Annotated in this window: 8 protein-coding genes; 7 read left to right on the plus strand and 1 reads right to left on the minus strand. The window is 33.2% G+C overall.

Annotated features, from left to right (window positions below):
* The first annotated feature begins 34 nt into the window (after positions 1–34).
* The 7 genes from AC1Q8M_RS01675 to AC1Q8M_RS01705 all read left to right on the plus strand — a co-directional run bounded on the left by AC1Q8M_RS01675 (position 35) and on the right by AC1Q8M_RS01705 (position 13381).
* Positions 35–6526, plus strand: a complete 6492-nt coding sequence (locus AC1Q8M_RS01675; protein WP_341290863.1) for a SpaA isopeptide-forming pilin-related protein — start codon at positions 35–37, stop codon at positions 6524–6526.
* 785 nt (positions 6527–7311) lie between these two features.
* Complete coding sequence (locus tag AC1Q8M_RS01680; protein WP_098365571.1) at positions 7312–8280, plus strand: hypothetical protein; 969 nt, start codon at positions 7312–7314, stop codon at positions 8278–8280.
* A gap of 476 nt (positions 8281–8756) precedes the next feature.
* Positions 8757–9494, plus strand: a complete 738-nt coding sequence (locus AC1Q8M_RS01685; RefSeq protein WP_000144821.1) for a 2OG-Fe dioxygenase family protein — start codon at positions 8757–8759, stop codon at positions 9492–9494.
* Positions 9491–10237: an SDR family NAD(P)-dependent oxidoreductase gene (locus AC1Q8M_RS01690; RefSeq protein ID WP_001208939.1), complete on the plus strand. Its 747-nt coding sequence runs from the start codon at positions 9491–9493 to the stop codon at positions 10235–10237. The genes AC1Q8M_RS01685 and AC1Q8M_RS01690 overlap by 4 nt, the downstream gene beginning before the upstream one ends.
* An 88-nt stretch (positions 10238–10325) precedes the next feature.
* Positions 10326–11267 carry a DMT family transporter gene (locus AC1Q8M_RS01695; protein ID WP_000939632.1) on the plus strand — a complete coding sequence of 314 codons (942 nt, stop codon included), beginning with the start codon at positions 10326–10328 and terminating at the stop codon, positions 11265–11267.
* A 226-nt stretch (positions 11268–11493) separates the two neighbouring features.
* Entirely contained in the window at positions 11494–11970 is a 477-nt protein-coding gene (locus AC1Q8M_RS01700; RefSeq protein WP_001182719.1) for a PH domain-containing protein, read from the plus strand.
* On the plus strand, positions 11963–13381 hold the full coding sequence (locus AC1Q8M_RS01705) for a PH domain-containing protein (RefSeq protein ID WP_098365572.1): 1419 nt from the start codon (positions 11963–11965) through the stop codon (positions 13379–13381). Before AC1Q8M_RS01700 ends, AC1Q8M_RS01705 begins: the two co-directional genes overlap by 8 nt.
* A 129-nt stretch (positions 13382–13510) precedes the next feature.
* Here AC1Q8M_RS01705 and hmoB read toward each other — a convergent pair whose 3' ends face one another.
* Entirely contained in the window at positions 13511–14008 is a 498-nt protein-coding gene (gene hmoB, locus AC1Q8M_RS01710) for a heme-degrading monooxygenase HmoB (RefSeq protein WP_000644097.1), read from the minus strand.
* Positions 14009–14067: the final 59 nt, after the last annotated feature.

The following is a 14067-nucleotide window of genomic DNA, read 5'->3' on the forward strand; positions in this document are numbered from 1 at the left end:
TTTGTTATATAAATATAAAAAATAGGAGGGAACTATGCAAATGAAAAGTACTAAAAGGCATATGTCAATGGTTTCATTAGTTTTTCTAGTATTATTTTCAGTGCTGAATGTGTGGGCTCCAGTTATTCAAGCTGCTGTGATGAAAAGTCCAGTGGACGAAATTAATATTTCCCGTACTGATGGCACGACATCTGAACCGTATCAAGCCTCAGATGGTATGAAAGTAGAAGTGAAGTGGTCAGCTAAAGAAAAAATAAAAAGTGGAGATCAATTCACAATTGATATGCCAAAAGAGTTTCGAAAAGACCTTATGAATATGAGTTTTCCTTTAAAAGATGCTGAAGGAAAAACAGTTGGTACATGTGAGATGAAAAAGGGTCTATTAACATGTACTATGGGTGATTACGTAGAAGGAAAGAATAACATTAAAGGTTCTTTATTCGTAGAATTCTACTTTGGTCTAGAAGCATATGATGGTGTTAAAGAAATTCCATTAGAATTTAACGTTGATGGTCAAATCGTCAATAAAGAAGTAAATGTAAGTAATACGACAGAGAGACCGAAGCCACAGCCCAATACAGATAATCTATTGAAATGGGGTTCTTATAATCAAGAAGATCCTTCGATTGCTGATTGGCTTGTATATGTAAATGCAACTGGGACAGAAATGCAAGATCTTAAATTAACAGATACATTAGGACCTGGGCATGAGTTAATTACAGACAGCGTAGTATTAGAAGAGGCTGTATTTGAAGATGGTTATGCACCAACAAATATTAAGCCAGCAGATTTATCTAACATTAAAATAAATGCAACGAAGACTGGATTTACAATTGAGTTTCCAGACAGTTCAAAAGGTTATATTTTAAGATATAAAACAAAGATTACTAATCCTGCTGCAAAGCCTCATAAAAATACTGTGAAATTAGAAGGTAAAAATATTAAAACTGAAGAAAAAGTAGGACAAGTATTCGTAAGTGGTGGAGGGGGAACCGGTTCAGGTGACGATAATCCACCTAGCATTGAAAAAAATATAGTTGATGAGAATGGCAAGTTTGTAGAGAATGAGCAGTTAACACAAATGGATCAAGTTATTCAATACCAAGTTGGTACACATATACCGAACGATCCTCCTAAATACACATCTATGGTAATTAGTGATGATTTAGAAGATGTTTTAGAAGTATTAGAGGCAAAGGTGTATGATCAAAATGGCCAAGATATTACTTCTAAAGGAACGTTAAATATAGATAAACAAAGAAGTGAAGTAACATTTACATTTGGTGAGAGTTTTGACTATAAGTCATATGAAGACCAGATAATTAACCTTAGTATTAAGGCGAAAATTAAAAATAATGCAGACTTATCTTCTTACGTAGATAAGAAGATTCCTAATAAAGCGGAATTACATTTTGATGATAAAACATTAACATCAAAAGAAGTAACTATTACGCCGCCTGAAGCTCCAAAAGATGGTACAGTATCGCTTCATAAAATAGATTCTGAGAATCCGAACAAAGGGTTAAAAGGTGCCGAATTTGAAGTTCGAAATAGTGCAAATGAAGTTGTTGTAAAACTGAAAACGGACGAAAAAGGTTTTTCAGTACCTCAAACTTTAGCTCCTGGGACGTATAAAGTTTATGAAACAGTAGCACCAGAAGGATATCAAAAATTAACAAGCCCAGTAGAGGTTACACTTCAAGCTGGAGAAACAAAAACAATTGAAATTAAAAATACTATGCAAAAGGGTCAAATTGAAGTAAAGAAAATTGATTCGGAAAATGGTGAAAAACCATTAGCAAATGCAGAGTTTGATATAGTAAAAGACGGTGTAGTAGTCGAACATATTGTTACAGATAAAGATGGTAAGGCAATCTCTAAACCGTTAGCACCAGGAAAATATATTTTAAAAGAAACAAAAGCACCTGAAGGCTACCAATTAAAAGAAACAGAGTTCGAAGTAAATGTAACAGGGGACGGCATATTCCCAATACAAGTGGAAAATGCAATGGTAGACAAAGGTAATATAGAAATTACAAAAGTGGACAAAGAAAACGGGGCAGTATTAGCCGGTGTCGAATTTGAAGTCCAAGATGAGAAAGATGACGTAGTAAGAAAAGTAGTAACAGATAAAGATGGAAAAGCAAACGTTTCAGATCTATCAGTAGGAAAGTACAAATTAGTAGAGACGAAAAGCTTACCAGGTTACAAAAATCTAGCAGAACCAGTACTATTTGAAATTACAAAAGGTATGACAAAAGCTTTAGTAATAAAAGTAGAAAATGAGCAGTTAGACAAAGGCTCAGTAGAAATTACAAAAATAGATAAAGATAGTCAAAAAGTATTAGAAGGCGTAGTCTTCGAAGTGCAAGATGAGCAAGGAAAAGTAGTAACAGAAGTAAAAACAGATAAAGATGGTAAAGCAAAAATCTCAGATTTATCAGTAGGAAAGTACAAATTAGTAGAGACGAAAAGTTTACCTGGCTACAAAAAGCTAACAGAACCAGTATCATTCGAAATTACAAAAGGTATGACAACAGTCCTATCATTGAAAGTAGAAAATGAACAGTTAGATAAAGGTTCAGTAGAAATTACAAAAGTAGATAAAGACAACAAAAAAGCATTAAAAGGCGTAGTCTTTGAAGTGCAAGATGAAGCTGGAACAGTAGTAAAGGAAGTAAAAACAGATAAAGATGGAAAAGCAAAAATCTCAGATCTATCAGTAGGAAAGTACAAATTAGTAGAGAAAGAAAGTTTACCAGGCTATAAGAAACTAACAGATCCAGTATTATTTGAAATTAAAAAAGGCATGACTGAAGTTCTATCATTAAAAATAGAAAATGAAATGGTAGATACGGGAAATGTAGAGATAACAAAGATAGATAAAGATAATAAAGCACCGTTAGCGGGAGTAACATTCATCGTCCAAGATGAAAAGGGGAATGAAGTTACAAAAGTAACGACAGATAAAGATGGAAAAGCAAATGTTTCAGATTTACCTGTAGGAAAGTATGAATTAGTAGAGGTAGAAAGTTTACCTGGTTATAAAAAGCTAGAAAAACCAGTATCATTTGAAATCAAAAAAGGCATGACCGAGGTTCTATCATTAAAAGTAGAAAATGAAATGGTGGATACAGGGAATGTAGAGATAACAAAAATAGATAAAGATAGTAAAGCTCCATTAGAAAATGTTGTATTTGAAGTACGTGATTCAAAAGGAAAAGTAGTTGCGAAAGTAAAGACGGATAAAGAAGGAAAAGCAAACGTTTCAGATTTACCTATTGGGAAGTATGAGTTGGTGGAAGTAGAAACATCGGCAGGATACAAACCACTAGAAAAGCCAGTTTCATTCGAAATTGAAAAGGGTAGAGTAACAGCGCTAAAGCTAACAGTAGAAAATGAATTAGTGGATACAGGAAATGTAGAAATTACAAAAGTAGATAAAGAAAATAAAGATGCTTTAGCTGATGCAGTATTTGAGATTCAAGATGCAGCAGGACAAGTAGTCGCTAAAATAACGACAGATAAAAAAGGACAAGCACAAGTTACTAATTTATCAGTCGGCACATACAAGTTAGTAGAAGTAAAGGCACCAAAAGGGTATAAACAATTGGTAGATCCGATTGCTTTCCAAATTGAAAAAGGCATGACAAAATCTCTTGCTTTAACAGTAGAAAACGAAATGTTAGACAAGGGAAATGTGGAAGTAACAAAAGTAGATAAAGATAGTCAAAAAGTATTAGAAGGCGTAGTCTTCGAAGTTCAAGACGACAAAGGAAAAGTAGTAACAGAAGTAACGACAGATAAAGATGGAAAAGCAAACGTTTCAGATCTATCAATAGGAAAATACAAATTAGTAGAGACGAAGAGCTTACCAGGTTACAAGAAGTTAACGGAACCAGTATCATTCGAAATTAAAAAAGGTATGACGAAAGTTTTATCATTGAAAGTAGAGAACGAGCTGTTAGATAAAGGTTCAGTAGCGATTACAAAAGTAGACAAAGAAAGTGGCGCAGTATTAGCGGGCGTAACATTCGAAGTGCAAGATGAAAAAGATAAAGTAGTAACAAAAGTAACGACAGATAAAGAAGGAAAAGCAAACGTTTCCGATTTATCAGTAGGGAAATATAAGCTAGTAGAGGTAGAAAGCTTACCAGGATATAAAAAACTAGCGAAGCCAGTATCATTCGAAATCAAAAAGGGTATGACAGAAGTTTTATCACTAAAAGTAGAGAACGAATTAGTAGATAAAGGCTCAGTAGAAATTACAAAAGTGGACAAAGACAGCCAGAAGGCATTAGAAGGCGTAACATTCGAAGTGCAAGATGAAAAAGGCAAAGTAGTAACGAAAGTAAAAACAGATAAAGAAGGAAAAGCGAAAATTTCAGATCTATCTGTAGGAAATTACAAACTAGTAGAAGTAGAAAGCTTACCAGGCTACAAAAAGCTAACAGAGCCAGTATCATTCGAAATTAAAAAGGGTATGACAGAAGTCTTATCATTAAAAGTAGCGAATGAACAGTTAGACAAAGGTTCAGTAGAAATCACAAAAGTAGATAAAGATAGTCAAAAAGTATTAGAAGGCGTAGTCTTCGAAGTACAAGATGAGCAAGGCAAAGTAGTAACGGAAGTAAAAACAGATAAAAATGGTAAAGCAAAAATCTCAGACTTATCTGTAGGAAAGTACAAATTAGTAGAGAAAGAAAGCTTACCAGGTTACAAACAATTAACAGAACCAGTATCGTTTGAAATCAAAAAAGGAATGACAGAAGTTCTATCATTAAAAATAGAAAATGAAATGGTAGATACGGGAAATGTAGAAATTACAAAAATAGATAAAGATAATAAGGCACCGTTAGCAGGTGTAGTCTTTGAAGTTCAAGACGACAAAGGCAAGGTGGTAACGAAAGTAACGACAGATAAAGCTGGAAAAGCAACAGTTTCAGCTTTATCTGTAGGAAAGTACAAGTTAGTAGAAGTAGAGAGTTTACCAGGCTACAAAAAATTAGAAAAGCCTGTACCATTTGAAATTAAAAAAGGTATGACAAAATCTTTAACGTTCACTGTAGAAAATGAAATGGTAGATACGGGGAATGTAGAAATCACAAAAATAGATAAAGACAGTAAAGCACCATTAGAAAATGTTGTATTTGAAGTACGTGATTCAAAAGGAAAAGTAGTTGCAAAAGTAACAACGGATAAAGAAGGAAAAGCAAACGTTTCAGATTTATCTATTGGAAAGTATGAGTTAGTAGAAGTAGAAACACCGGCAGGATACAAACCACTAGAAAAGCCAGTTTCATTTGAAATTGAAAAAGGTAGAGTTACAGCATTACAATTGACTGTAGAAAATGAATTAGTGGATGTAGGAAATGTAGAAATTACAAAAGTAGACAAAGAAACGAAAGATGCTTTAGCTGATGCTGTATTTGAGATTCAAGATGAAGCAGGACAAGTAGTTGCTAAAATAACGACAGATAAAAAAGGACAAGTACAAGTTACTAATTTATCAGTTGGAACATACAAGTTAGTAGAAGTAAAAGCACCAAAAGGATATAAGCAATTGGTAGATCCGATTACTTTCCAAATTGAAAAAGGCATGACAAAATCTCTTGCTTTAACAGTAGAAAATGAAATGTTAGACAAGGGAAATGTAGAAGTAACAAAAGTAGATAAAGATAGCCAAAAAGTATTAGAAGGCGTAGTCTTCGAAGTACAAGATGAGCAAGGCAAAGTAGTAACAGAAGTAACGACAGATAAAGAAGGAAAAGCAAAAGTTTCAGATCTATCAGTAGGAAAATACAAATTAGTAGAGACGAAGAGCTTACCAGGTTACAAGAAGTTAACGGAACCAGTATCATTCGAAATTAAAAAAGGTATGACAAAAGTCTTATCATTGAAAGTAGAGAATGAAAAGTTAGACAAAGGTTCAGTGGAGATTACAAAAATGGCCGCTGAAAGCAAGGAAGTCTTATCAGGAGCTGTGTTTGAAGTTCATGATGACAAGGGAAAAGTAGTAGTGAAAGTAACAACAGATAAAGATGGAAAGGCAAAAATCGCAGATCTATCTGTAGGTAACTACACACTAGTAGAAGTAGAAGCACCAAAAGGATATGAAAAATTAACTAATCCAATTCCATTTGAAATTACAAATGGAATGATAAATGCAGTTCAATTAGAAGTATTAAACAAATTGAATCATTTAGCACCACCAGGTCCAGAAACACCAGATCCAGAAAAACCTGGAACACCAGATCCAGAAAAGCCTGGAACACCAAATCCAGAAAAGCCTGGAACACCAAATCCAGAAAAGCCTGGAACACCAGATCCAGAAAAGCCTGGAACACCAAATCCAGAAAAACCTGGGACACCAGATCCAGAAAAACCTGGAATACCGAATCCAGAAAATCCTGAAAAAGAATTACCGAAGACAGGGCAGAAAATGCCTGTGGAACCATATATGGGAGCACTTCTTGTAATGATGAGTTTTGGGTTACTCGTATTAGGTAGAAAACAGCGGAGATAATAAAGGTGAAAAGGTATCCTCAAAGTATTTGAGGATACCTTTTTTATTTGACATAAAAAAGGCATTTAGCAAAAGAACTCGATACAAATAAAAACAAAAAGGAATACAAAGTTTGCCCTATTTTCTTAATGTGGCTATATCAAAAAAGTTAGCTATATATATTTAATGTGAAAGTAAAAGATTAAAGGCCTTCTTAATGTTTGGATGAAAAAAGAGTTATCTTTGTAATTAATTTGAGTACTTTAGGAAAGAAGTCTATTTCCTAAAGTACTCAAAGGATGATAGTCCAATAGCAGGTGGGAGATGAAAAGCGTTTTAGCACTGTAGTAGCACCTTAAAATGTAGATAGGGGAAAATAATGTAAAAAAACTATTGTATATTTAAAAACCTTATGTTACATTTATGTTACAGAAAAGTTACAAACTGTAACTTACATTACGGTTTGTTTTCTTTTGTTTTTCGGTATGTTACGAAATGAGATTCGTAGCAAAACAACCGAGAATATGTAAAGTAAAAAAAATAGCAACCTAAAAATAGTTTTTCTATGTGTATAAGAGTGTGTGTAGTAAAGGGCCTGGTGAGAGCTTTACGCACATTATTAAAATTCCTTTCTGTCTTTAAAAGAAGAAAACCAACTACCAACTATTTAGGAGTTTTAAGTAATGATAGTAAATGAAATGTACTTCCTTTCCCACACACAGTACATCTTTACTTTCAGTCTAATTACTACACAGACTTTTATACATATGCTGTTATTGTTTTAGGGATATATAGGAGGAGAAAAAATGAAAAAGTTATTAATGGTAATTGGACTTACATTTTTAATGTTAGCTGGATGTAGTAATGGGAATTTTGACAAAGCAATGGATGAAGGAAAGACCGCGTTAACGAATAAAGAATATAAAAATGCCTTATCATCATTTGAAAAAGCGTTAGATGAGAAAAAAGACGATTCAGATGCAAAAGTTCTAGTAGAACAAACGAAAGCAATGATTGAAGCTGTAAAGTTAAAAGAAGAAACAAAGATAGAAGAATCAATCAAGTCATTTGAAAAAGTAGAGAACATGAAGAATGGAAATACTACGCTTATAAAACAAGCAAAGGAAGAACGAACAGCATTACTAGCCATCTTAGAACAAAAAAAGAAGTATAGCGAGCAACTGACGAAAAGTGAAGAGTTAATAAGTAAGAAAAATTATGCAGAAGCAAAAGAGATATTAAATAAGCTAGTTGCAGAAACAAAAGATAACAAGAAACTTGAAGAATATAATAAAAAAGCGGTAGGATTAGTTACTAAAATTAATGAAGAAGAAAAAAATGCAAAAAGTGAAGCACCAGCGAAGGCACAAAAAACCACTGCAGTAACGACTCAAAAGGTAGCAACAGAAAAGAATCAAAAAGCAGAGACAGAAAAAAATCAAAAGGTAGCGACTGAAAAGAATCAAAAAGCAGAGACAGAAAAAAATCAAAAGGTAGCGACTGAAAAGAACCAAAAAACTGAGACAGAAAAGAATCAGAAGGTAGAGGCAGAAAAAAATCAAAATGCATTTACTTTTGAGAAAGCTAAAGAATATATTAAAAATGAATATAAAGAAGACTATAATTACACGCTAGAGAATACGCAAGTAGAGAATGGAAAGAAATATTATCAAATTAGAGTGCGTACGACATATAAAATAGAAGGCGCAGCTGGACCAGGATTTACTGGAGTATTCAAAGTATTCGAAGATGGTACAATTATTGAACTGCACTAAATTGATGGAAAAGGTATCCTCAAAGTATTTGAGGATACCTTTTTTAGCATAAAAAAAGCATCTAGCAAAAGTACTAGATGCAAATAAAAACACAAGGGAAGACAAAATTCTTCCCTTTTCCCGTATGTAATTATATCAAAAATTTTATAAAAAACTAGCTATATTTAAAATATAATTTTTAAAAAAGTTATATACATAAAATTGTAATACTCGCAGTTTTATCTTTCTGAAAAATCCATTTCTTTAATTTTGAATATTAAGACTAATGTTGATAAATCTTCAGATAATTAGAAAAAATATCCAAAAGGATATATAATATTGCTTAAGAGATAGTGTTAATGGATTACATATATTTCATTTGGTGTATTAATTGAATATCATAATTTTTTAATTTTATTAAGCAAGAATCTCGGTTACTTATTGCATTTCTAACATAGGGTGAGATAGAAAAATACAATAGTGTGGAGGTTTTTATAATGACGTTTGTTCTTAGTAAAATGAGTGGATTTAGCATAGAAGAAAAGGTACATGAATTTGAATCTAAAGGATTCCTTGAAATCTCAAATGAAATCTTTTTACAAGAGGAAGAGAATCATCGTTTATTAACACAAGCACAGTTAGATTATTATAATTTGGAAGATGATGCGTACGGTGAATGCCGTGCTAGATCTTATTCAAGGTATATAAAGTATGTTGATTCACCAGATTATATTTTAGATAATAGTAATGATTACTTCCAATCTAAAGAATATAACTATGATGATGGCGGGAAAGTTAGACAGTTCACTAGCATAAATGATAGCTTTTTATGTAATCCTTTAATTCAAAATATCGTGCGTTTCGATACTGAATTTGCATTTAAAACAGATATAATAGATACAAGTAAAGACTTAATTATAGGTTTACATCAAGTAAGATATAAAGCTACTAAAGAAAGACCATCTTTTAGTTCACCTATTTGGTTACATAAAGATGATGAACCAGTAGTGTTTTTACACCTTATGAATTTAAGTAATACAGCTATTGGTGGAGATAATTTAATAGCTAATTCTCCTCGGGAAATTAATCAGTTTATAAGTTTGAAGGAGCCGTTAGAAACTTTAGTATTTGGACAAAAGGTCTTCCATGCCGTAACGCCACTTGGAACAGAATGTAGTACGGAGGCTTTTCGTGATATTTTATTAGTAACATTTTCTTATAAGGAGACAAAATGAGAGAGAATAAAATAATTATGATTTCTGGAGCCAATAGTGGTATAGGTCATGCTTGTATAAAATACTTTTTAGAAAAATCATTTCATGTAATAGCTCTTGATATTAATAATAATAACTTAATAGATTATATGAAAACAGATATGCCTTTGAAAGTAGTGCAAATTGATTTAAGTAATAGCGAAGCGATTCATAATCTTTTTACTCAATTAGATTTAGAAAAGCTTTCTCCTGATATATTAATAAATGCAGCTGGTATTCGAGAGATAACACCTGTTTTACATTTATCCGATGATATGTTTAAAAAAGTAATTGATGTAAATTTAGTAGCCCCATTTATCCTTTCTAGGGAAGTAGCTAAGCGATGGTGTGAATCGAAAATAAAAGGTTGTATTGTGAATATAGCATCGGTTTCTGGATTAATGGCTGAACCAGAGCGAGCTGCTTATGTGGCATCAAAGCATGCCTTAATCGGATTGACTAAACAGATGGCTATGGAATTTGGGAAGCAAAATATAAGAGTAAATAGTATTTCTCCCGGTGTTATTAGAACTGAACTTACAGAAGAATACTTTAGTAATAAAGCCTTGATGTCTATGATAAAAAGTAATCAATCTTTAGATACTTGGGGGTTGCCGCAGGATATTGTTTCATGTATTGATTACTTGATTTCTGATCAGGCCCGCTTTATTACTGGTTCTAATTTTGTAATTGATGGTGGTTGGACTGCAGGGAAAAATTTGTAATTGAGTGTTTTTGAGGAAAAGCACCTGTCCTTTTTTAGGCTGGTGTTTTTCTCACTATAAACCGAGTTTTTATTGGAGGGGAATTAATTTGCTTCAAAAAAGTTTTAAGCAAGAGAAAACGGTACCGGCCTTAAAGATGATAGCATCAATGGTTATCTTTGGATCAGTTGGATTTTTTTCTGTTCAAACAAACTTACCTTCGTTTGAATTAGTGTTTGTAAGGTGTATTTTTGCGACAATATTTTTAAGTGTATGCTGGCTGCTTACAGGGCAATATAAACAAGATAAATGGGAACGAAAAGAAGTTATTCAAGTTTTAATATGTGGCTTTTTCTTAGTATTTAATTGGGTTTTCTTATTTAAAGCCTTTGAAAATATGTCAGTTACAATTGCTATCTCAGTTTATCATCTTGCACCAGTAATTGTACTGTTAATTGGAAGTATCGTCTTTAAAGAAAAATTAACATTAATATCTATCATTTCAATAGTTGTGTGTTTTGTGGGAGCTTTATTAATTGCTGGTATCGATGGAAGCTTCTCTTTCGGTTCATTAATGTCTTCAGGTATGATATGGGGATTTCTTGCAGCTCTCTTTTATGCATTTACAACTTTATTTGGTAAAGGGATTAACAAAATGAGTGCGTATGCAATGACATTTTTACAAACATTCTTGGGGATATTTCTTTTAATACCATTTATAGATTTAGATGCTTTTAGTGGCCTCACTCAAAGTAATTGGACATATATTATAGCTACTGGTTTTATTCACACAGGGATAGTGTATTATCTGTTTTTTGATAGTTTACGCCATTTATCTACAAAAACAATCTCAATATTAGTTTTTTTAGATCCGGCAGTGGCAATATTATTAGATACTGTACTTACTGGATTCCGTCCAACTTTAATGCAAATAACAGGAATTCTTTTTATTTTTATTGGCATGACTTTAACATTAAAAAAATCTAAAGATAAAAAACTGAGCCAAAAAGAAAAGCGAATTGAAAGCGATGCTAGTATATCTCAACAATAATGAAATATATTGTGTATAAAACGATAAACCTTGCATGAATAATGCAGGGTTTATTTGGTTCAATATAATTCATATTTATAATATGTAATTTTAAAAACTGAGGTATGTTTTTTAACATGCTTTTGATTCAACTATTTTTATTTGACTATAAATTTACAAAATTGTATATAAAACCTTATTTTTTGATAATATATAAGTAATAAATTCCTAGAATTGGAGTGATGAGATGCAGCCGTTAGAAAGGGAGATTCATTCTAATATGCTGAAAGTGTGGAGGATTCACGCTTTAATTGGGGCGGCAGTTATACTAACAGTCGTAATTGCGTATTTCTTTTTTATGATTAACTTTAACTGGTGGGGCTGGTTGTTTGGACTATTAGTAACAGGAGCTATTATATTTATTCCACTTGATTATTTTGTGTTTCCAAATTTACGTCAGCGCTATTATAGTTACAGATTAAATGAAGAAGAGATTGAGATTCAAAAGGGAATGTTCGTTGTAAAACGCGTACTTATTCCGATGATCCGTGTGCAGCACGTAACGATTGAGCAAGGGCCGATTATGAGAAAGTATAATTTAGCAGAATTACACATTTCAACAGCCGCAACTTCTCATAGTATCCCAGGTTTAACGAAAGAAGAAGCAGAACAGCTGAAAAGACAAATTGGAGAACTTGCGAAAGTGAGTGATGAGGATGTATAAGAGGCAACATCCGATCACGATATTGTTAGGTATTAGGGTTGCGAGTTTGTTGCCTTTTATTTTGCTTGTTCTATTTCGCTCAGATGGTGAAGTGGAACCTTGGTATTTATTTCATCTTGTTCTCTTGGCCTTATTATTTATTATGGCTATTTTCTCAGCTATAAAATGGTATTTCAAGGTGTATTGGGTTGAAAATAATATTTTACATATAAAGCATGGTGTGTTTGTTAAGAAAGAAAGCTACTTAAATAAAGAACGTGTGCAAAATGTTAGTACATCTTCTAACATCATTTATCAAATACTTGGACTTACAAAATTAAATATAGAAGTTGCAGGCGGCGGTAGTGAGCCAGAAGTGATGTTAGCTGGTATTAAAGAAGATGAAGCGAAGGGACTAATTGCTTTATTACATAAAGAAAGAAGCGTTGTGGCTGAAGAGGTGCCTGCGGGAGAAGGTAGTAAGACAGTTTATCAGTTAACAGCGAAAGAAATTTTATTCGCATCTATTACATCTGGTAGATTTGGATTAGTGTTTTCTATGTTAGTAATCCTTTACACAGAGTTTAATCAATTTCTACCAGAATGGCTCATCAATAAAGTGGAAGTGTATGTGATGGATAACGGTGTATATGAATTAATCGTTATGGCCGCAATTTTAATGGCAATTTCTTGGATTATTTCAACAGCGGGCTATGCGTTAAAATATGCAAACTTTAAAATTGAGCGAAACGGAAATGAAATTCGAATCGTACAAGGGTTATTTGATAAGAAAGAGTTTGTGTTAAAATTACACCGCATTCAAGCAATTACTGTGAAAGAAGGAATACTTCGCCAGCCTATCGGGTATTGTTCTGTCGAAGTAGAAGTCATTCAAAGTATAGAATCCGCTGGGAATGAAGTGATGCTACATCCTTTTATGAAGAAAAAAAATGTGCAGCAGTTACTCGCATATTTACAGTTGCCGTATGAAATGGAGGAGGAAATCGTTCATTTACCGAAAGCGGCATTGCGCCGTTACATCATCATGGGCTGGATTACAAGTACTGTGCTCGCTGTGCCAATTGCCGGTGCAAGTATATATTTTAAACAGTATATTGCATTGTTCACTCTTATCCCGCTATGTATCGCATTTACAATACTCGCATACGCTCGTTATACTAGCGGCGGTTATATGATGAAAGAAAACCAATTAACAATGGTATACAGAGGTCTTGCGAAATATACAGGAATCATGCGTAGAAGACATGTTCAAGCAGTGGGGTACAATCAATCGTATTTTCAAAAGAAAGACGAGTTATGTACAGCTGTCGTATCGGTAGCGGGGCATCGTTATAAAGTGAAGCACATGCGAAAAGAGGACACACTTCGTATATATAATTGGTACAAAGAAAAAGGAAACACCGGTGTGTAATGGTGTTTCCTTTTTGTTATTAAATGTATATCTTTAGTCGAATCGTTGATATATTTCAAGATGTGATAGATATATTCGAAAAATCGTTAATATAATTTCACGTACTGCTAGTGTTGTATTACTTTTTAATTAAACTAACACATCAAAAGTAGTCACAAAAGAAGGACGAGAGAAAATACTCTTTTGCTGTTCCGCATGTGGATGCGCTGGAGCTTGTCCTTCTGCTTGCGTGGGACGTTTTTTATGAGCATTTTCGAATGAACGTGATTCTGTCCAGTCTTTAAAGTTTTGCTCTGTTTCCCACATCGTTAAGATGACATATGTATCGTTACTTAATGGGCGTAGAACACGGATCGCTTGGAATCCTGGTTCGTTTTCAATAAGGCCTGCGCGGTTTTTAAAGCGGTTTTCAAATACTGGGCGACCTTCGTCTGTGACAGAAATGTTGTTACAAACGATATAGCCAGATTGTCCTTTAAATTCACCGACAGCATCTAGTACGTCATACTGAAGTGAGCCTTCTACAGATTCTTCTGTATTTTCTTTATAAAACATATTTTTCTCATCATTTTTTGCAGTGAAATGTGATTGTTCTAGAGGTGTTTCGTATGAAATAATAGCCTTCACTTTAATGCCCCCTTAATAGTTTGTTTCTATTATATCAACTCTCTTAAAAAACTTCGAAG

The organism is Bacillus sp. GW823-FHT06A10, assembly GCF_058795375.1.

What these genes read in the sequence shown, in the direction of transcription:
- AC1Q8M_RS01675 (WP_341290863.1), top strand. Translation starts at nt 35, where the DNA reads ATGCAAATGAAAAGTACTAAAAGGCATATGTCAATGGTTTCATTAGTT.
- AC1Q8M_RS01680 (WP_098365571.1), top strand. Translation starts at nt 7,312, where the DNA reads ATGAAAAAGTTATTAATGGTAATTGGACTTACATTTTTAATGTTAGCT.
- AC1Q8M_RS01685 (WP_000144821.1), top strand. Translation starts at nt 8,757, where the DNA reads ATGACGTTTGTTCTTAGTAAAATGAGTGGATTTAGCATAGAAGAAAAG.
- AC1Q8M_RS01690 (WP_001208939.1), top strand. Translation starts at nt 9,491, where the DNA reads ATGAGAGAGAATAAAATAATTATGATTTCTGGAGCCAATAGTGGTATA.
- AC1Q8M_RS01700 (WP_001182719.1), top strand. Translation starts at nt 11,494, where the DNA reads ATGCAGCCGTTAGAAAGGGAGATTCATTCTAATATGCTGAAAGTGTGG.
- AC1Q8M_RS01705 (WP_098365572.1), top strand. Translation starts at nt 11,963, where the DNA reads ATGTATAAGAGGCAACATCCGATCACGATATTGTTAGGTATTAGGGTT.